Annotated in this window: 16 protein-coding genes and 1 pseudogene; 8 read left to right on the top strand and 9 right to left on the bottom strand. The window is 71.8% G+C overall.

Annotated elements, in window-relative coordinates:
- The first annotated feature begins 73 nt into the window (after window positions 1–73).
- Window positions 74–1456, top strand: coding sequence for an aminotransferase class V-fold PLP-dependent enzyme (locus AB5J55_RS11245; RefSeq protein WP_369270521.1), 1383 nt, complete (start codon window positions 74–76; stop codon window positions 1454–1456).
- Here the strand turns inward: AB5J55_RS11245 and AB5J55_RS11240 are convergent.
- The 7 genes from AB5J55_RS11240 to AB5J55_RS11210 all read right to left on the bottom strand — a co-directional run bounded on the left by AB5J55_RS11240 (window position 1411) and on the right by AB5J55_RS11210 (window position 7960).
- Window positions 1411–2604 carry a glycerate kinase gene (locus tag AB5J55_RS11240; RefSeq protein WP_369270520.1) on the bottom strand — a complete coding sequence of 398 codons (1194 nt, stop codon included), beginning with the start codon at window positions 2602–2604 and terminating at the stop codon, window positions 1411–1413. The genes AB5J55_RS11245 and AB5J55_RS11240 overlap by 46 nt on opposite strands.
- Window positions 2605–2760: 156 nt before the next feature.
- Window positions 2761–4176, bottom strand: a complete 1416-nt coding sequence (locus AB5J55_RS11235; RefSeq protein WP_369270519.1) for an SLC13 family permease — start codon at window positions 4174–4176, stop codon at window positions 2761–2763.
- A 57-nt stretch (window positions 4177–4233) separates the two neighbouring features.
- A complete protein-coding gene (locus AB5J55_RS11230) occupies window positions 4234–4896 on the bottom strand; it encodes a response regulator transcription factor (protein ID WP_369270518.1) in 663 nt (220 codons plus the stop codon).
- On the bottom strand, window positions 4893–6257 hold the full coding sequence (locus AB5J55_RS11225) for an ATP-binding protein (RefSeq protein ID WP_369276154.1): 1365 nt from the start codon (window positions 6255–6257) through the stop codon (window positions 4893–4895). The genes AB5J55_RS11230 and AB5J55_RS11225 overlap by 4 nt, the downstream gene beginning before the upstream one ends.
- Window positions 6258–6536: 279 nt before the next feature.
- Window positions 6537–6833, bottom strand: coding sequence for a small secreted hydrophilic protein (locus AB5J55_RS11220; protein WP_369270517.1), 297 nt, complete (start codon window positions 6831–6833; stop codon window positions 6537–6539).
- A gap of 81 nt (window positions 6834–6914) precedes the next feature.
- Entirely contained in the window at window positions 6915–7196 is a 282-nt protein-coding gene (locus AB5J55_RS11215) for an Lrp/AsnC ligand binding domain-containing protein (protein ID WP_328428302.1), read from the bottom strand.
- Window positions 7193–7960 carry a rhomboid family intramembrane serine protease gene (locus tag AB5J55_RS11210; RefSeq protein ID WP_369270516.1) on the bottom strand — a complete coding sequence of 256 codons (768 nt, stop codon included), beginning with the start codon at window positions 7958–7960 and terminating at the stop codon, window positions 7193–7195. The genes AB5J55_RS11215 and AB5J55_RS11210 overlap by 4 nt, the downstream gene beginning before the upstream one ends.
- A gap of 165 nt (window positions 7961–8125) precedes the next feature.
- Here AB5J55_RS11210 and AB5J55_RS11205 point away from each other — a divergent pair, with 165 nt between their 5' ends.
- The 5 genes from AB5J55_RS11205 to AB5J55_RS11185 all read left to right on the top strand — a co-directional run bounded on the left by AB5J55_RS11205 (window position 8126) and on the right by AB5J55_RS11185 (window position 13502).
- Entirely contained in the window at window positions 8126–8365 is a 240-nt protein-coding gene (locus tag AB5J55_RS11205; RefSeq protein ID WP_328882184.1) for a hypothetical protein, read from the top strand.
- A 37-nt stretch (window positions 8366–8402) separates the two neighbouring features.
- Window positions 8403–9746, top strand: coding sequence for an NYN domain-containing protein (locus AB5J55_RS11200; protein ID WP_369270515.1), 1344 nt, complete (start codon window positions 8403–8405; stop codon window positions 9744–9746).
- 211 nt (window positions 9747–9957) lie between these two features.
- The gene (locus tag AB5J55_RS11195; protein WP_369276153.1) at window positions 9958–10992 is read left to right on the top strand and encodes an NlpC/P60 family protein; all 1035 of its coding nucleotides are present in this window, start codon (window positions 9958–9960) and stop codon (window positions 10990–10992) included.
- 229 nt (window positions 10993–11221) lie between these two features.
- Window positions 11222–12235 carry an NlpC/P60 family protein gene (locus AB5J55_RS11190; protein WP_369270514.1) on the top strand — a complete coding sequence of 338 codons (1014 nt, stop codon included), beginning with the start codon at window positions 11222–11224 and terminating at the stop codon, window positions 12233–12235.
- Between the two features lie 64 nt (window positions 12236–12299).
- A complete protein-coding gene (locus tag AB5J55_RS11185) occupies window positions 12300–13502 on the top strand; it encodes a hypothetical protein (RefSeq protein WP_369270513.1) in 1203 nt (400 codons plus the stop codon).
- Between the two features lie 48 nt (window positions 13503–13550).
- Here the strand turns inward: AB5J55_RS11185 and AB5J55_RS11180 are convergent, their stop codons facing one another.
- Window positions 13551–14786 carry a glycosyltransferase 87 family protein gene (locus AB5J55_RS11180; protein ID WP_369270512.1) on the bottom strand — a complete coding sequence of 412 codons (1236 nt, stop codon included), beginning with the start codon at window positions 14784–14786 and terminating at the stop codon, window positions 13551–13553.
- A 119-nt stretch (window positions 14787–14905) separates the two neighbouring features.
- On the opposite strand from AB5J55_RS11180, the gene AB5J55_RS11175 reads away from it, so the two are divergent.
- Both AB5J55_RS11175 and AB5J55_RS11170 read left to right on the top strand, forming a co-directional pair.
- Complete coding sequence (locus AB5J55_RS11175; protein WP_369270511.1) at window positions 14906–16048, top strand: glycosyltransferase family 4 protein; 1143 nt, start codon at window positions 14906–14908, stop codon at window positions 16046–16048.
- Window positions 16049–16151: 103 nt separating this feature from the next.
- Window positions 16152–17519 (top strand): annotated as a pseudogene (locus tag AB5J55_RS11170) (GMC oxidoreductase).
- A gap of 28 nt (window positions 17520–17547) precedes the next feature.
- On the opposite strand, the gene AB5J55_RS11165 reads toward AB5J55_RS11170, so the two are convergent.
- On the bottom strand, window positions 17548–19344 hold the full coding sequence (locus tag AB5J55_RS11165) for a long-chain fatty acid--CoA ligase (protein ID WP_369270510.1): 1797 nt from the start codon (window positions 19342–19344) through the stop codon (window positions 17548–17550).
- Window positions 19345–19364 lie beyond the last annotated feature (20 nt).

Here is a 19364-nt window from a genome sequence, read left to right as displayed (position 1 = left end):
AGCCCCGCCTCCGCAGACCCTTTTCTCTTTCTCGCATGCCTCTCAGTCGGCATGCTCCTCACGGGAGTTCGCCATGTCTGTCTCCACCGCTGCCGCCGACCAGTCCGTTTGTGCCTCCCTGCCCGTTCTGGGCCGTGATGTCACCGTCCCGCTCGTCACCGGTGGCGAGGTCGCCTACGCCGCGCTCGACTACGCCGCCAGCGCCCCCGCCCTCCAGCGCGTCTGGGACGACGTCGCCGCCTACGCGCCGTACTACGGCAGCGTCCACCGCGGAGCCGGCTACCTCTCCCAGCTCTCCACCGACCTGTTCGAGAACGCCCGCAGGACGGTCACCGAGTTCCTCGACTGCCGCCCCGACGACCAGCTGGTCTTCACCCGGTCCACCACCGACTCGCTGAACCTCCTCGCCGCCGCCCTGCCGGCCGACTGCCAGGTCTTCGTCTTCGAGACCGAGCACCACGCCTCCCTGCTGCCGTGGCGTGACGCCCGTGTCACCTACCTCAACGCGCCCCGCACCCCCCGCCAGGCCGTCGAGACCCTGGAGCGCGCCCTCGCCGACCGCGCTGTGTCGAGTGAAGGGGGCTACGGCCCGGCCCTGGTCTGCGTCACCGGCGCCTCGAACGTCACGGGTGAGCTGTGGCCCGTACGGGAGCTCGCGGCGGCCGCCCACGCGCACGGTGCCCGCATCGTGCTCGACGCCGCCCAGCTGGCCCCGCACCACCCGGTGAGCGTGCGTGACCTGGACGTCGACTGGGTCGCCTTCTCCGGCCACAAGCTGTACGCCCCCTTCGGCTCCGGCGTCCTCGCCGGCCGCTCCGACTGGCTGCGCGCGGCGGAGCCCTACCTCGCGGGCGGCGGTGCCTCGCGGAAGGTGTCGCGGCGTGCGGACGGGGGCGTCGACGTGGAGTGGCACGACAGCGCCGCCCGCCACGAGGCCGGCTCTCCGAACGTCATCGGCGCCTACTCCATCGCCTCCGCCTGCAAGGCGCTGACGGAGGCCGGCTTCGACACGCTCGTGGCCCGGGAGCAGTACCTGATCGAGAAGGTCCGCGTGGGCCTCGCCGAGGTCCCCGAGGTCCGGATCCTCTCCCTCTTCGGAGACGACGCCCCGCGCGTCGGCGTCATCTCCTTCGTCGTCGAGGGCTGGAACAGCTCCCACTTCGCCGCCGCCCTCTCCGCCGAGTACGGCATCGGGGTGCGGGACGGGTTGTTCTGCGCCCACCCCCTGGTCCGCACCCTGCTGGGCAGCGACCCGCAGACGCAGGGCGAGTGCGGGGCCCCGGAGGCGGCGCCCGGCGAGAAGTCCCTGAACGCCATCCGGGTGAGCTTCGGGGCCGGCACGCCGGACGAGCACGTCGAGCGGTTCGTGAACGCAGTGCGGGAGCTCGTGACGGACGGTGCCCGGTGGAACTACCGCACGGAGGACGGCCGTTGCGTTCCGGACACCTCCGCGTGAGCCGGTAGCCGGGCGCCCAGCAGGATCATCCGCAGGGCGCGTTCGGTGGCGTCCGTAAGGAGCTCGGAGGCCCGCACCAGGGCCTCCGCCAGGGCCATCGGGGCCGGCAGGATGCCGCTGAAGGCGTCCACGCCCGGCACCTCGTGCGCACCCTCGCCGAGCGTGCCCGCCAGCGCGAGCACCGGGCGGCCGTACAGCTTGGCCCGGCGGGCCACCTCGGCCGGGACCTTGCCACGCGGGGTCTGGTGGTCCAGGGCGCCCTCCGCGGTGACGACCAGGTCGGCGCGGGCGAGGCGGGCGTCGAGGTCGAGGTGGTCGAGGAGCACGTCGAAGCGGGGGAGCAGCCGGGCGCCGAGGGCGGCGAGCCCCGCGCCGAGGCCGCCGGACGCTCCGGTGCCGGGGCCGTGGTGCAGGTCGGTGCCCACGGCCCCCAGGTCGCGGGTGAGGACGTCCGCCCAGTTCTCCAGGCCGGCCGACAGATGCTCGACCTGTGCGGGTGTCGCCCCCTTCTGCGGGCCGAAGACCCGGGCCACGCCGCGCTCGCCGCACAGCACGTTGTACGGGTTGCAGGCGACCAGCAGTTCGACGTCCCGCAGGCGCGGGTCCAGGCCGGACGCGTCGATCCGGGCGAGCCGCGTCAACTCCCGCCCTCCGCGGGGGAGTTCGAAGCCGTCGGCGTCCAGCAGTCGGGAGCCGAGGGCCTGGAGGGCGCCGGCGCCCCCGTCGGACGTACCCGAGTCGCCGCAGCCGACCAGGATGCGCCGTACGCCGGTGTCGAGCGCGGCGCGGATCAGCTCGCCGACGCCGTAGGTCGTCGTGGCGCCCGGGTCGCGCAGGGCCCGCGGGACGAGGGACAGTCCGGCCACCGCGGCCATCTCGACGACCGCGGTGTCCCTGGAGCCGAGCAGTGCGAAGTGCGTGCCGAGCGGTTCGCCGACCGGTCCCGTGGCGGGCAGGGCGACCAGCCGCCCGCCGGTCGCGGCGGCCAGCGCGGTGGCGGTGCCCTCACCGCCGTCCACGAGCGGGATCAGGTCGATCACGGCGTCCGGCAGCACCCGGCGGACGCCGTCCGCGATGGCGTCGGCGGCGGCCTGGGCGGACAGGGACTCCTTGAAGCCGCTGGGGGCTACGACAACTCGGGTCAGCATCAGAGGTCTCCTAGGCAGGTTGGGTGAAGTCGCTGAGCTGCGGCAACGCCCCGAAGGGCAACGCCCAAAGGGGCGCGGGGCAGGATCGATTTGCGGCTTCCGCCGCGCGGGCGCGATCAGCCACGACGGCGCCGCGGACGACCGACGGCAGCACGCTCATCGAGCGACCGGCACCCCGAGCAGCGGCCACACCGCCGCGGCGAACAACAGGACGAGCGCGGCCGTCAGCGGCGCCAGGACCGCGGACAGACGCAACAGGTCGCGCGGCGTGTAGGTAGGGGTCCCGGGAAGGTCGGAGAAGAGCGTGACCGGCTTGGCGGAGGCCGGGAGGGTGTGGCAGAAGCCCGCCGCCGCGGTGGACGCGAGCGCGGCGGCGACCGGGTTGACGCCGGCGCCCACGGCGGCCGCGACCACCAGCGGGACCAGGACCGAGGAGCGGGCCGAGCGGGACTGGAGGATCAGGTGGGCCGCCGTGCTGATCCCGATCACCACGGCCAGGAACAGCAGCGGGCTGACGCCCGTGGGGAGCTCGGCCACCAGCCATTTCGCCGCCCCGGAGTCGGCGAGCGCGACGCCCATCGCCATCGTCGCCGCCATGAACAGCAGCAGCGGCCAGGGGACCGTCTTCAGCGCGTCCTTCAGGTGCACGGTGCCGAGGGCCGGCGAGGCCGCCACCACCGCGCCGATCAGCGCGACGACCGCCGGCGGCACCCGGTGCAGCGGCTCGCTGCACCACAGCATCACGACCGTGCCGAGCAGCAGCGCGCACCGCTTCTCGGCCTGCGACCAGGGGCCGGTGACCGGCTCGTCGCTGTGCTCCTGGATCTGCTCGGGAGTGATGCGCACGGAGGCCTTGCGGTCCGCGCGCCGAGTCGTCGTCAGGAGTACGGCCTCGGCGGCCAGGTGGGACGACGCCACGGCCAGCGGCAGGCCGAGCAGCAGCCACTCGGTGAAGCCGATCCGCTCGCCGGTGGCCTGCCGCAGCACCGAGACGGTGATCAGGTGCGCGCCCGCGCCGATCAGGGTCGCCACCGCCGACAGCAGGATCACGGTCGGGAACAGCAGCGCCAGCATCACGACCAGCCGCCGCCGGTCGGCCAGCGCCTTGGCGAGCGCCAGGAAGACCGGCAGTGCGAGGGCGGCCCGGCCGGACGTGGCCGGCACCGCGAACGCCGTGACGACCAGGGCGGCCGTGGTCAGGTGCACGAGCTGGCGTACGGTGCGCGCCCCGCCGACCAGGAACGCCGCCGCCCGCCCCGCGAGCCCCGTCCGGGTCACCGCGGCCGCCAGCACGAAGGCGCAGATCAGCAGCCACACCGTCGAGTCGCCGAGGGTGCCGAAGAGCGTGTCGCTGCTGATCACCCCGGTCACCGTGAGCGCGAGTCCGCCGCCCAGCGCGATGTAGGTGTCATCGACCGGGGTGGCGATCCAGGCGCAGGTCGCCAGGGCGAAGACGGCGAGGGTGAGGCGGGCGTCGGCGCCGAGGCCCGCGAAGTTGCCGGGCACGGAGAGCAGCGCGCACAGGGAGAGCGCTACGCAGAGGCCGACGCCCAGTCGGAGGTTCAGGGTCACGTCATCCAGGGTTCACCTGGGCGGTGAGCCGTCGATGAGCCCTTCATGAAAGGGACTTCACGCAGACAGGCGATACCCCACGCCGCGCACCGTCTCGAAGCGTTCGGCCCCGAGCTTCTTGCGCAGGGCCCGCACGTACACGTCCACGATGTTGGAGCCGGGGTCGAAGTCGTAACCCCATACGTGCGACAGGATCTGCTCGCGGGACAGTACCTGGCCCGGATGCCTCAGGAACAGCTCCAGGAGCACGAACTCACGGGCCGTCAGGTCCACCGTCCGCTCCCCGGCCCGCGCCCGCCGGGTGCGCAGGTCGAGGGTCAGCGAGCCGGACCGCAGCACCGTCACCTCGGGCGCCCGGGCCGCCGTACGCAGCCGCAGGCGGACCCGCGCGAGCAACTCCTCGAAGCGGAACGGCTTGGTCATCCAGTCGTCGGCGCCGCCCTCCAGACCGGCCACCGTGTCCCGTACGGAGTCCCGCGCGGTCAGCACGATCACCGGGGTCGTCACCCGGGCCTCGCGCAGTTCGCGCAGCACGGTGAAGCCGTCCCGGCCGGGCAGGCCGATGTCCAGGACCACCAGATCGAAACTGCCGGTCAGCGCGTACTCGTGGGCGGCGTCACCGTCGCCGACCACCGTCGTGGTGAAGCCGTTGGAGCGCAGCCCCTTCTGGACGAAGGAGGCGATCCTTTCCTCGTCCTCGACGATGAGAATGCGGTTCACGTGTGTGCCTCTCCCAGTGCCAGTACGAAGGTGGCGCCGCCGCCGTCGGTGTCGCGCAGCCGGACCCGGCCGCCGTGCGCCTCGGCGATCGCCCGGACGATCGACAGTCCGAGCCCGGCTCCGGAGCCGCGGGCGCCGCGCCGGGAGGTGCCGCGCCGGAACCGTTCGAAGATCACCTCGCCGTCCTGCGGCTGGACACCGCACCCGGAGTCGGCGACGTACAGCTCGACGCCGGGGCCGTCCGCGCGCGAGCCGATCCGGACGGTCTGCCCGGGGGCGGTGTGCTGCACGGCGTTCTGGGCGAGCTGGACCATCGCCTGGGTGATCCGCTGCGGGTCCAGCTCGGCCTCGACGTCGGCCACCTCGGCGAGCTGCCAGTCCCGTTCGCCGAGGGTGCGGGCCTTGACGTAGACGTCGGCGGTGAGTTCGGCGAGCTGGACCGGTTCGGGGGTGACGAAGTCGGGGCGCTCGGCCTTGGCGAGCAGCAGCAAGTCCTCGACGATGCGGCTCATCCGGTCCAGCTCGTCGGTGACCAGGCGTATCGTCTCCTCGCGCTCGGCGGGGTCGTCGCCCATCAGCTCCAGATGGCCGCGCACGATGGTGATCGGCGTGCGCAGCTCGTGGCCCGCGTCGTCGACGAACTCGCGCTGGGCGGCGAAGGCGCGCTCCAGCCGGTCGAGCATCGCGTTGAACGTCTCCGCGAGCGCGGCGATGTCGTCGCGCCCGTGCACCGGGATACGGCGGGTGAGGTCCTGCTCGGTGAGCTGCGCCGCCGCGGTGCGCACCAGCCGCACGGGCTTGAGGATCCGCCCGGAGACCGCCCAGCCGATGCCGGTCATCATGAGCAGGGCGACCCCGGAGATGGCGAGCAGGATACGGAACTCCGCGTTCACGGCGGCCTGTTCGCGCCCCGGGTGGAAGGCGACGACGAACGCCGCCTCCGCCTTGCCGCCGGCCCGGGCGACCGCGACCTTGGCCCAGCGGATCTCGCCGGACGCCCGGTGCACGGTGCCGGTGGCCTCGGGCGAGTCGAAGATGCGTCGGCGGGCGTCGGCGTCCTCGTGCAGGGGAACGGCGACGGGGATCTCGCGCGGCTGGATGAACTGTGCCGGGGTCCGGCCCGCCCGGCCCACCAGGCCGATCAGCTCCTCGTCCGGATCGGCGTACTGGCGCACCAGGAACTCACGCAGCAGCCGGGACGGGTCGGCGAACGGCCGCCCGGTCTGGGGGTCGACGCCCCGCTCCTCGAAGTTCGCGAACTCGCCCGCCTCCTGCGTGAGCAGCCCGTTCACCCGGTGATCGACGTCCCGCAGCAGGATCGACCGCGTGGTCGCCGCCACGGACACCAGCCCGACGGCCATGACGAGCAGCAGCCAGAGCAGAATGCGGACCCGCGCGGAGATCCGGCGGCGCACGGGGTCGGGGGGCGTCGTCCGGGTCACGGCGACGGCGTGGGGCCCGGCGGTGAGCAGGCGGCGCGCCGACCCGGACGGGACCGCGCACGCCCCTTGCGTGGACCGGACGCCGTGTGCCCGCTCGCCGGCACACACGCGCCCGGAGGGGAGAACCCCAGCCGCACTGTCGTCACTCGCCGACTCCCTGAACTCGCCGACTCCCTGAAAGCTCCCGGCGGGACACCCCTAGCCGTCGTCCCCGGGCTCGCCCCGGTCGTCGTCCCCGGTCTCCCGGTCGGGGGCGTCGTCGGCGTCGTCGTCGCCCGTGGGGCCGTCTGTCACCGGGGGCCGGGAGACGACCTCGTCGCTCGGGGTCGGTGAGGGCCGGGACGGGGTCGGTGTGGGGGAGCCGCTGTCCAGCTCCACCTTGGCCGGGACCTTGGGGGACTCCGGGTTGTCGGTGAGGGCGAAGCTGGTCGCGGCGATGCCGAGGGGGATCGCCACGACGGCGGCCAGCGCCGCGATCCGGTGCGAGAAGACCATGCGGCCGATCCTGCGGCCTAGTCCCGGCCCCGAGGATGAGCCCAGGATGAAGAACTCTTCATGATCGGGCCGTGGCCGCTCTCAGCTGTCCAGCCCGATGGCGAACGCGGCCTCGATGTCGTGCTGCGAGTACGTACGGAACGCCACGTGTGTGTCCGTGCCCTCCACCCCGGGGATCTTGCTGATCCGGCCCGGAATGACCTCGGCGAGATCCTCGTGCTCCTTCACCCGCACCATGGCGATCAGGTCGTACGTACCGGTGACCGAGAAGACCTCGGTGACGCTCTCCAGCGAAGCGATCCGCTCCGCGATCTCGGGAATCCGGTCCACGCTGGTCTTGATGAGGACGATCGCGGTGATCACGGTTGGTTCTCTCCCTCGGAGGCCGGAGCTGGGGCGGCCTTCACTCTAGTCGCAGGCCTGAATCGGGCCCACGCGAAGCCGAAGCCCAGCCCGAACCCGACCAGGTGCGCCAGATACGCCACCCCCGGCCCCTGGTCCGCACGTCCCGCCGCGACCCACTGCAGCGCCACCCAGAAGGGCAGCACGACCAGGGCCGGGAAGCGCAGCGGCAGGAAGAGCAGGAACGGCAGCAGGCTTGTCACCCGCGCCCCGGGGAAGAGGAACAGGAACGCGCCGAGGACCGCAGAGATCGCCCCGGACGCGCCGACCAGGGACTGGGTGGAGTCGTCGTTGGCGGCCGCGTAGCCCAGCAGGGCCAGGTAGCCGCAGCCCAGATAGAAGAGCGTGAACTGGACACGGCCCATCCGTTCCTCGGTCATCACGCCGAAGACGTAGAGGAAGAGCATGTTGCCGAGCAGATGCACCCAGCTGCCGTGCACGAACAGCGCCGTCGCGGGGGTGAGGGCGGCCCGGGGCGCCCCCTCGAACAGCTCCGCGGGTACGACACCCCAGCGGTGGAAGTAGGCCCGCTGAGCGGCGAGCAGCTCGTCGCCGGAGCCGTACGCCGGATTGAGTCCCGCCGCCGGGCCGATCAGGAAGATCAGGCAGCACAGGACGATCAGCCCGTACGTCACCGGCGCCGAGGACCGCAAGGCGGCACGGACCGATCGGCCCGCCCTGCCGAACCGAGTCCCGAAATGCGCCACGCTCCAGTTGCCGATCATGGACACAGAGCATGACGTAACAGGACGCACGCGCACAGACCGCCTCGCCGCCCGGGACGGACGGGCGGTGGGTACCCGCCAGGCCGTAGGGTTACGAGCCACACGCACCGGGGGCCCGGCGCGTCGCGGACAATAGAAGGTCTAGAAGGAAAGAGCACAGTCACGATGACGGTTCCCCTGCCGACCACCACGACGCGGTGGCGCTGCACCCTCTGCGGCAACCTCACGCGTTTCGACGTGACGCGCTCGTCCAAGGTCGTGGAGTACGTCCACCTCGATCTGGCCGGTGAGCCCAAGGTCGAGGAGCGCGAGGTGCTCAGTGAGACCATCGAGTCGGTGCGCTGCCGCTGGTGCAACGCCGTGGACAAGGTGGAACTCGTGGACAGGCCGGGCGCCGACTCCTGACGGGAGCGGCCCCCGCACAGGCATTGGGGTGTGACGGATGGTGGAGACACAAGGCGGGGGGCCGGACGACGGCGCCGCTGAGGTGCTCGACCGTCCGCTGCCCGACGGTGTACGGCGCAAGGTCGTGCAGATCGTGTCCGACGGGTTCGGCGGACTGACCGTCGGCGAACTGCCCGCACAGCTGAGGCAGTACGCCAGATTCGCGCCGAACCGCCGGGCAAAGTTCGCCGGCAACGCCATGGCGGCGGCGCTGGAGACCGATCCGCTGTTCCGGCAGCGCATCGGGGAGAAGTTCAGAGAGGCCCAGCCGGAACTCGCCGGCGCCCTCGACGCCGGCTCGGCGCCCCCGGCCGCGGACCCACTCGACGTGGCGGCCGCGGCCTATGTTCTGCGGCCCACCGGCTGGGTCAAGCTGGTCACCGCGGCCGGCGAGGAGGCCCAGCGGGCCGACGCCGAGCGCGCCGACGAGGAGAACCGCGCCGAGCTGGAGCGGCTGCGCGAGGAGCTCGCCCACGCCCGTGAGCACACCCGGCACGAGACCGAGCGGCTGCGCACCGAGCTGGACGCGGCGAAGAAGGAAGCCGAATCGCTTCACCGAAAGCTGCGCTCGGCCCTCAGTGACGTCAAGCGCGGCGAGGCCGCCCTGCGCAAGGTGCACGGCGAGATCGAGACCGTGCGCGCCGAGAGACACGCCCAGGTCTCCGCGGCCGAGAGCGAGACCAGGCGCCTCAAGGCGCGGCTCGGGGAGGCCGAGGCCGCCCTGGAGGCCACGCGCAGGGCCGCACGCGAGGGGCGCAGCGTCGAGGACATGCGCGTACGGCTGCTTCTGGACACCCTGCTGGACTCCGCCCAAGGGCTGCGCCGGGAGCTGGCGTTGCCGCCGGTCTCCGTACGGCCCGCCGAGACCGTGGACGCGGTCGAACCGGGACGAATGACCCCGAAGGACATCGCCGCCCGGGCCCTGTCCGAGAACGACCCCGCGATCCTCGACCAGCTCCTCGCCCTGCCCCAGGCGCACTTGGTGGTCGACGGCTACAACGTCACCAAGACCGGCTATCCCCAGATGCCCCTGGAGAAGCAGCGGCTCAGGCTGCTCGGCCAGCTCTCGCAGCTCGCCGCGCAGACCGGTGCCGAGGTGACCTGCGTCTTCGACGGCGCCGAGCTGGCCGCGCCGGTGCTGCTCGCGCCGCCGCGCGGGGTACGGGTGCTGTTCTCCAAACCCGGCGTCACCGCCGACGAGTTGATCCGCCAGCTGGTGCGCGCCGAGCCGCCGGGCCGTCCGGTCATCGTCGCCTCGACCGACCGTGAGGTGGCGGACGGGGTGGCCCGGGCCGGAGCACGGCCGGTGGCTTCTGTGGTGCTTCTCAAGCGGCTGTCCTGATAACGCCAACGTACAGGCGCAATGCCCGAATTGGCGTCAATCCCGCGCGACTCAGCGTCAAGCCTGCGTCACCTGATGTGAGTTGTGTGTAAAGAATGACCGGTGTGACGAGAATTTTCGTGTGAGGATTTGATCTGATCACAACTGGGTCACTAGGGTCTGGCCTCGAACCTCCGAGCGGGTGATCACTCACAAGAAGGGTTTCACCTCCGTGGCGTCCCACCGTCGACCCAAGCAGCCCAGTCGAGCACGTGTGACCGTGCTGACCACCGCTGCCGCTGCTGCCGTGGCCATCAGTGCGCAGGCCGCCAATGCGGCCCCCAGCGAGAAGCCGAGCAAGGACGAGGTCAAGGCCAAGGTCGACAAGCTCTACGAGGAGGCCGAGCAGGCCACCGAGAAGTACAACGGCGCCAAGGAGAAGCAGGAGAAGCTCCAGAAGGAGATCTCCACGATCCAGGACAACGTCGCCCGCGGCCAGGAAGAGCTCAACGAGCTGCGCGACAGCATGGGCCTCGCGGCCGCCGCCCAGTACCGCACGGGCAGCATCGACTCCTCCGTCCAGCTGTTCCTGTCGTCCGACCCGGACGACTACCTGGACAAGGCGTCGACCATGGACCAGCTGAGCGCCCAGCAGGTCGACTCGCTCAAGAAGATCCAGGACAAGCAGCGCGAGCTCTCCCAGCAGCGTGCCGAGGCGTCGGACAAGCTCAAGGACCTCGCCTCCACCCGTACCGAGCTGGGCAAGAAGAAGAAGCAGGTCCAGGGCAAGCTCGCCGAGGCGCAGAAGCTGCTCAACACCCTGACGGCCGCCGAGAAGGCCGCCCTTGCCGCCGAGGAGCAGCGCGCCAGCCGCGACTCCGCCGACCGTGTGGACCTCGGCAACACAGGTTCCGCCTCCGGCCGGGCCATGGCCGCCTTCCAGGCCGCCCAGAGCCAGATCGGCAAGCCGTACGTCTACGGCGCCACCGGCACCGCTTCCTACGACTGCTCGGGTCTGACCTCGTGGGCCTACGCCCAGGCCGGCGTCTCCATCCCGCGCACCTCGCAGGCCCAGGCCAACGCCGGCACCAGGATCTACTCGCAGAGCCAGCTCAAGGTCGGCGACCTGGTCATCTTCTACGGCGACCTGCACCACGTCGGCTTCTACGCGGGCAATGGCCAGGTGCTGCACGCCCCGCGCAGCGGCACGGTCGTCCGTTACGAGTCGATCAACAACATGCCGTTCCAGTTCGGCGTCCGGATCTGACCCCGGCCGAACACCCGCAAGATCAACACCACGTGCCGCCCGAACGGGCGAATCACGACAACATTCGCTGACCCCACGCCCCGCCCATGACCTGCGTCAGAGGCGGGGCGTCACTTTGTGTGCCCGCGCGGGTCGTTGGTCGTGACCCCGGCACGGAGCTACTGTCTGCCGCGTTTCCCCGCTCGCCGGGGAAGGTCCTTGTCCGCCAGCGGAAGGAGAGCGGCTTCCCGTGGGGTCCCATCGCCGCCTTGCATCGACCGGGTTCGACCGGGGCGCCGGAGCAGCGCTCTGCGTCATGTCAGCCGCCGCCACGGCCCTCGGGGTCGTCCCGGCCTCGGCCGCGCCACAAGACGACACCCGCGCCAAGGTGGACCGCCTCTACGAGGAGGCCGAGAAGGCCACCGAGGCCTACAACAGTGCCGACGAGCGCGCCGACAAGCTCCGCAAGCAGGTGACCGACGCGCAGGACCGGATCGCCCGGCAGCAGGAGGACATCAACTCCAAGCGGGACGCGCTCGGTTCGCTGGCCGGCGCCCAGTACCGGTCCGGCGGCCTCGATCCGTCCCTCGCGCTGCTGCTCTCCAACGACCCGGCCGACTACCTCGACAAGGCCGCCCGCATCGCGCGGCTCAGCGCCCACCAGGCCGGTGAGCTCAAGGAGCTCCAGGACGCCATGCGCGCACTCGCCCAGGAACGCTCCGAGGCGACCGGGAAACTCGTCGAGCTGGAGAAGAGCCGCAAGGCCGTCGCGGCCCACAAGCGGACCGTCGAGCGCAAACTCGCCCAGGCCCGCAGGCTGCTGAACTCCCTCACCGCGGCCGACCGCGCCGCCTACGACCGCGCCTCCCGCTCCGGGCGCGCCGACATGCCCGACTTCGGGAGTCCGGTCGCCCCCTCGGGCCGCGCCGCGGCCGCCGTCGCCGCCGCCCACTCCGCGCTGGGCAGGCCGTACGTCTGGGGCGCCAACGGTCCCTCCGGCTTCGACTGTTCGGGACTGATCCAGTGGTCGTACGCCCAGGCCGGCGTCGGCCTGCCGCGGACCTCGCAGGGGCAGCGGTACGCCGGCCGACAGGTTCCGCTCTCCGAGGCCCAGCCCGGCGACGTGGTCACCTACCGGGGCGACGCCAGCCACGTCGGGATGTACGTGGGCAACGGCCAGGTGATCCACGCGCCCTACCCCGGCGCCCCCGTGCGCTACGACCCGGTGGGCATGATGCCCGGGGCGACGGTCACCCGGGTCTGACGCGGGGCGAGGCCGCTGCGACGCGGGTCTGACCTTCGTGCCGTCGCCGCCGTACGATCGGGAAATGGCTGGTCGAAGGCGGGCATCGGGGGCGCGGGGAACGCGCGTCGTCGTCGCGCTGTGTCTGCTGCTCGTCTCACTGGTGGGCTGCGGCGGGCGTCCCACCACCGACAGCGCCAACACCGACGTGCAGCAGGTTCTCGACCGCCGCGCGGCCGCGATACTCGACCGCGACGAGACGGCGTTCCTGCGCTCGGGCGCCCGGGACTGGTTCGGCAACCTGGGCGCGGTGCCCCTCGCCGACTGGTCGTACCGTCTGACCGCCCTGCGGCGCACCGGCGACACCGCCCTCGCCGACGCCGAGCTCCGCTACCGCGTCCAGGGCCACGACCGGGCTCCCGTCAGCGTCGGCCGCACCCTGAGCCTGCGCCTGGACGTGGAGGGCCACTGGTACGTCGAGGCCGAGCGGCCCGCGAAGGGCTCCGCCGAACAGCTCTGGGACCAGGGCGAGGTGAGCGCCGTACGCGGTGACGACAGCCTCGTCCTGGGCGTCGGGCAGTCCGACGCGGCACTGCGGTCGTACGCCGAGCTGGCCGACCACGCCGTGCCGGCCGTCTCCCGGGCGTGGGGCAGCGACTGGCCCCGGCGCGTGGTGGTCCTCGTACCGATGTCGCTGGGCGACATGGCGGGCCTGCTCGGCTCGCCCGAGTCCTCCTACCGCGGGATCGCCGCGGTCACCACCGGTGAGACCGGTGCCCCGGCGAACGCGCCCGCGGACCGGATCATCGTCAATCCCGACGCGTACGGCGTCCTCGGGAGCACCGGCAAGCAGGTCGTCCTCACCCACGAGACCACCCACGTCGCCACCCGCGCCCACACCACCGAGGCCACTCCGCTGTGGCTCTCGGAGGGCTACGCCGACTGGATCGGCTACCTCGGCAGCGGCCGCTCCCCGTCCCAGGCCGCGCCCGAACTGTGGCAGGCGGTGACCGAGGGGCGGGCGCCTCAGACACTGCCGACGGACGAGGACTTCGGCTTCACCGGCGACGCGGGGCGGCTCGCGCGGGCCTACGAGAGCGGCTGGCTGGCCTGCCGGCTGATCGCGGACCGCTGGGGCGAGGTCAGACTCGCCGAGCTCTACCGGGCCGTCGGGGCCCACGAGCAGCGGGCCGGGGCGGTGGAGGACGCCCTTGAGGACGTACTCGGCACGTCGCTGGAGGAGTTCACGGGGGAGTGGCGGGACTACCTGCGGGCTCAGCTCGGCTGAGGCATGGAGGCGGCCGGGCGGGATGCTGCTCCGGCGGCGCACCCGGTGTCAGGACGGCAGGGACGTTTCCTTGGCGCGGGTGGCCTGAGCCGGTACGGCGGCCGGGGCGGGACGGGTGACCGTCGAGCGCCAGAGTTCGCGGGCGGCGAGGAGTGTGGCGAGGACCAGCAGGCCGTTGCGGAGGAACAGGAGGGTTACGCCGAGGCCGTCGCTGGCGACGACGTGCGCGAACCACACCGGGAACTCCAGGACCGTCACGAAGCACGCCGCGAGGACCAGGCCGACGGGCAGCCTCATCCGGCTGCCGCGGAAGCACAGGCACACCGCCGCGAGGCCGACCAGCCACACCAGGTACTGCGGACTGATCACCCGGCTGGTCGTCACGAACATCAGCACCGCCACGAAGGCCGCGTCCGCGAGCGTGTGCGACGCGAACCGCCGCGCCCGCAGCCGCCACAGCAGCAGCCAGCCGAAGGCGAGCCCGCTCAGGACGAGGGCGGCCGTGCTGACGACGTCGACGTACCGGCCGAGGAACTCCACCGAGCCGTAGTTCAGCAGCACCTGGCCGTCCCAGCCGTACTGCCGGGCCACGTGGAAGACCAGCGCGCCCAGCGACTCCACCTCGGTGCCGCGGTCGCGCTGGAAGGTCAGGAAGGCGAACGCGCCGGGCATCGCGACGGCGAACAGGGCCGCTATGGCGCCTGCGGTCAGCGCGGCGGACAGCCACGCGCCGCGCCTGCGGGCCGCGACCAGCAACAGCACCGGCCAGACCTTCAGCATCGCCCCGAAGGCCGTCAGCGCGCCCATCAGCCGGGGATGCCGGGCGCCGGCCAGTAGCGCGGCCACGGCGACGGCGGTGACCATCACGTCGTAGCGGGCGTACACGGTCGGCCCGAGCAGCGGTACGCCCGCCACCCACACCCAGGCGCCGCCCAGGGTCCGGCCGGGGCGCACGCCCGCGTACAGCAGAAGCAGCAGCACGACCAGGTCGGCGGTGAAGGCGAGGACGAAGAACGCCGACGTGTAGTCCAGCCAGAACACCAGGGCGGGAGAGAGGATCGGCAGCGCGGCGGCGGGCGGGTACTGCCAGGTGACGTCGTCCAGCGGGAACGTTCCGGTGCGCAGCACCTCGTACCAGCCCTGGTAGATCACCGACACGTCGCTGGTGACGTCCGGGCCGGGGAAGACGTACACCTTGAACACGAAGAGCAGCAGGACCACCCTGGTCAGGCCCCAGATCCCCAGCAGCCACGCCAAGGACCGCCGCGTGCCCGTCGTCTCCACCGGATCCCCTGCCGTTCGCTTCCCGCCTCAGTGAAACATGATGTCCTGTCCACCTGTGCGCAGGCCACACACGTGGCCGGGCACCGGCTGTGAACAGCGGCTTCGGTAAGGTCGGCGGCGTGCACAAGACCCTGATCGTGACCAACGACTTCCCGCCCCGCCCCGGCGGCATCCAGGCGTTCCTGCACAACATGGCGCTGCGGCTCGACCCGGAGCGGCTGGTCGTCTACGCCTCCACTTGGAAGCGCAGCCGCGAGGGCGTCGAGGCCACCGCCGCCTTCGACGCCGACCAGCCCTTCACGGTCGTACGGGACCGCACGACGATGCTGCTGCCGACGCCCGCGGCGACCCGGCGCGCGGTCGGGCTGCTGCGCGAGCACGGCTGCACGTCGGTGTGGTTCGGGGCGGCGGCCCCGCTCGGCCTGATGGCACCGGCGCTGCGCAGGGCGGGCGCCGAACGGCTGGTGGCCACGACCCACGGCCACGAGGCGGGCTGGGCCCAGCTGCCCGCGGCCCGGCAGCTGCTGCGCCGGATCGGGGAGTCGACGGACACGATCACGTACCTGGGCGAGTACACGCGCTCGCGGATCGCCACCGCGCTCACGCCGGACGCGGCCTCGCGGATGGTGCAGCTGCCGCCGGGGGTCGACGAGAAGACCTTCCATCCCGGGTCGGGCGGCGACGAGGTACGCGCGCGACTGGGGCTGACGGACCGGCCGGTGGTCGTGTGCGTGTCCCGGCTGGTGCGCCGCAAGGGGCAGGACACCCTGATCCTGGCCATGCCCCGCATCCTGGCCGCCGAGCCGGACGCCGTACTGCTGATCGTCGGGGGCGGCCCGTACGACGAGGACCTCCGCAAGCTGGCCCACGACACGGGCGTCGCCGACTCGGTCCACTTCACCGGCCCCGTCCCCTGGTCCGAGCTGCCCGCTCATTACGGCGCCGGCGACGTCTTCGCCATGCCCTGCCGGACCCGCCGGGGCGGCCTGGACGTCGAGGGCCTCGGCATCGTCTACCTGGAGGCCTCGGCGACGGGCCTGCCGGTGGTCGCCGGTGACTCGGGCGGCGCGCCGGACGCGGTCCTGGACGGCGAGACGGGTTGGGTGGTGAGGGGCGGCTCCCCGGAGGAGGCGGCCGACCGTGTCGTCGCGCTCCTCGGCGACCCCGAGCTGCGCCGGAGGATGGGGGAGCGGGGCAGACAGTGGGTCGAGGAGAAGTGGCGCTGGGACCTGCTGGCGGAGAAGCTCAAAGCTTTGCTGTGACCGGGGTTCCCGGACTCTGGGCGGAACGAAAAAAATCCGCGCATGCTGCGCGCATGACAGCAAACTGATGCAGCGTCAGCTGACTGGACGTCAAATCCTCGGTATGGCGGCCTTGCAGACCGCGGCTGCCCTCGGCTTCACCCGCATCTCCCTCGCCTCGGCCCGAGCGGCCGAGCCCGACGCGGTCGAGTCCGCCCCCGCCATCGTCATCGGCTCGGGCTACGGCGGTCCCGTGGCCGCCCTGCGCCTCGGCCAGGCGGGCATCCGCACCGTCGTCCTCGAAACGGGCCGCCTCTGGAACACCCCGTGGTCAACAGGGACATCAGCCCGTACCCGGGAGCCCTGGACCTCGTGCACTACGACCACATGTCCGTCTACATCGGCACCTACTTCCCGCCCGCTCCATGCTCGGCGTCAACAGCATCGACCCGCGTGGTTCGAGTCGATCGTGTGGTACCGCTTCACCCGGATCTCCCGCAAACACGCGGCCAACGCCGGCCTGCGGACCACCTTCGTGCCGAACGTCTACGACTTCGGGCACATGCAGCGCGAGGCGGCAGGTACGGCGACCAGGTCCGAGCTCGCCGGTGAGGTCATCCACGGCAACAACCACGGCAAGCGCAGCCTCGACAAGATGTACCTGGCCGCCGCGCCCGGCACCGGGAACGTCACCATCCACACCCTGGAGAGGGTCACGTCGATCGGCAGGGCAGCCGACGGGACGTACGTCCTGACCGCCGACCGGATCGGCGACACCGGCACGGTCGTCGAGACCAAGGGGTACGGCTGCACGTACCTCTTCCTACGCGGCGGCAGCATCGGCACCACCGAACTCCTCGTCCGCGCCCGGGAGTCGGGCACGCTGCCCGCCCTGGACGCGAGCGTCGGCTCGGGGTGGGGGACCAATGGCAACGTGATGCTCGGGCGGGCCAACCACCTGTGGGACACGGTCGGGGCGAAACAGTCGACCATGCCGGTCACGGACATCGACGACTGGGCCAACGCGGCCAACCCCGTCTTCGCCGAGATCGCGCCCCTGCCGATGGGGCTGGAGCACTGGATCAGCCTCTACCTGGCGATCACCAAGAACCCGGAGCGCGCGTCGTTCTCGTACGACTCGGGGAGCGGCGCCGTGCGGCTCGGGTGGAGTGCCGCGCAGAGTGCCGTGTCGGTGGGCATGGCGAAGAAGCTGTTCGACCTGATCAACAGGGCGAACGCCACGATCTCCCGGTACGACCTGTTCGGCTCGGCCGGCAAGGTCTTCGCCGACGACTTCACGTACCACCCGCGGGGCGGCTGTGTGCTGGGGAAGGCGACCGACAACTACGGCCGGGTGAAGGGGTATTCACGGCTGTACGTCACCGACGGCCCGCTCGTGCCCGGGTCGACCGGGGTGAACCCGTTCGTGACGATCACCGCGCTGGCCGAACGGACGATGGCGCGGGTCCTCGTGGAGGACACCGCGCCATGAGCCGTCGTACCGCCTGGGAAAGGGGCGGCTACTTCTGGTAGATCGCCTCGATCTCGTCCGCGTAGTCCTTCGCCACGACGTTGCGCTTGAGCTTGAGCGACGGCGTCAGATGGCCCGAGTCCTCCGTGAACTGGGAGGGAAGAATGCGGAACTTCCGCACCGATTCCGCCTTCGACACCGCGGCGTTGCCGTCGTCGATCGCCGACTGGATCGCGGCCAGCAGGTCGGGGTCCTCGTGCAGCGACGCCGTGGTGGAACCCACCGGCTTGCCGTGGTCCGCGCACCAGCGGTCCAGGAACTCCTCGTCGATGGTGACCAGCGCGCCCACGAAGGGCCGTCCGTCGCCGACCACCATGCACTCCGCGACCAGGGCATGCGCCCGGATCCGGTCCTCGATCACGGCCGGGGCGACGTTCTTGCCGCCCGCGGTGACGATGATCTCCTTCTTGCGGCCGGTGATCCTGAGGTAGCCGTCCTCGTCGAGGGTGCCGATGTCACCGGTGTGGAACCAGCCGTCGGCCAGCGCGTCCTCGGTCGCGCCCGGGTTGTTCCAGTACTCCTTGAACAGGTGCTCGCCGTGCAGCAGCACCTCCCCGTCGTCCGCGATCCGCACGACCGAGCCCGGCAGCGGCTGGCCGACCGTGCCGATCTTCTGGCGGTCCCAGGGGTTGAAGGCGGTGGCGGCGCAGGACTCGGTCAGGCCGTAGCCCTCCAGGACCGTGAAGCCGATGCCGCGGAAGAAGTGCCCGAGCCGCTCGCCCAGCGGGGCGCCGCCGGAGATGGCGTACTCGCCCCGGCCGCCGAGCACCGCGCGCAGCTTGCTGTAGACCAGCTTGTCGAAGACCTTGTGCTTGATCTTCAGGCCCACGGTCGGACCGGACGGGGTGTCCAGCGCCTTGCTGTAGGCGATCGCCGCCTCGGCCGCCTTGTCGAAGATCTTGCCCTTGCCGTCGGCCTGGGCCTTGGCGCGCGCCGAGTTGTAGACCTTCTCGAAGACCCGCGGGACGCCCAGGATCAGCGTCGGCCGGAACGAGGCCAGCTCGTCGGTGAGGTTCTTGATGTCCGGGACGGTGCCCAGCTTGATCGGCGCCATCATCGGCGCGACCTGCACCAGGCGGCCGAAGACGTGCGCGAGCGGGAGGAAGAGCAGGACCGAGCACTCGCCGGTGCGGAACAGGGGCCGCAGGCGCTCGACGATGTTGCCGCACTCGGCGAAGAAGCTGCGGTGGGTGAGGACACAGCCCTTGGGGCGGCCCGTCGTGCCGGACGTGTACACGATCGTCGCCGGGTCGTCGGCCTTCGCCAGCGAGCTGCGCTCCTCGACCGTCGCGTCGCTGATGTCCTGCCCGAGCCTGCCCAGCTCCTCGACGCCCCCGCCCTCGATCTGCCAGACGTGCTTGAGGGCGGGCAGGTGATCGCGCACCGACTCGACGGCGGCGGTGTGGTTGTCCAGCTCGACGACGCAGGCGGTGGCGCCCGAGTCGGAGAGGATCCACTGGATCTGCTCCGGCGAGCTGGTCTCGTACACCGGCACGGTGACCGCGCCCGCCGACCAGATCGCGAAGTCGAGCAGGGTCCACTCGTAGCGGGTACGGGACATCAGGCCCACGCGGTCGCCCGGCTGGACCCCGGCGGCGATGAGCCCCTTCGCGGCCGTGCGCACTTCGGCGAGGAACGCGGTGGCCGACACGTCCTGCCAGGCACCGCCCACCTTGCGGGCGATGACGGCGACGTCCGGGTGCTGCGCGGCGTTTCTGCGGACGATGTCGGTCAGATTGCCGTCCGCAGGGACCTCGTACAAAGCCGGAAGGCTGAACTCGCGCAAGACTGCTGCTCCTCATAGGG

This window comes from Streptomyces sp. R11 (genome assembly GCF_041051905.1).
GTDB lineage: Bacteria > Actinomycetota > Actinomycetes > Streptomycetales > Streptomycetaceae > Streptomyces.
Note: the sequence above shows the minus strand (reverse complement) of the source record. Positions and strands in the feature narration are given on the sequence as shown.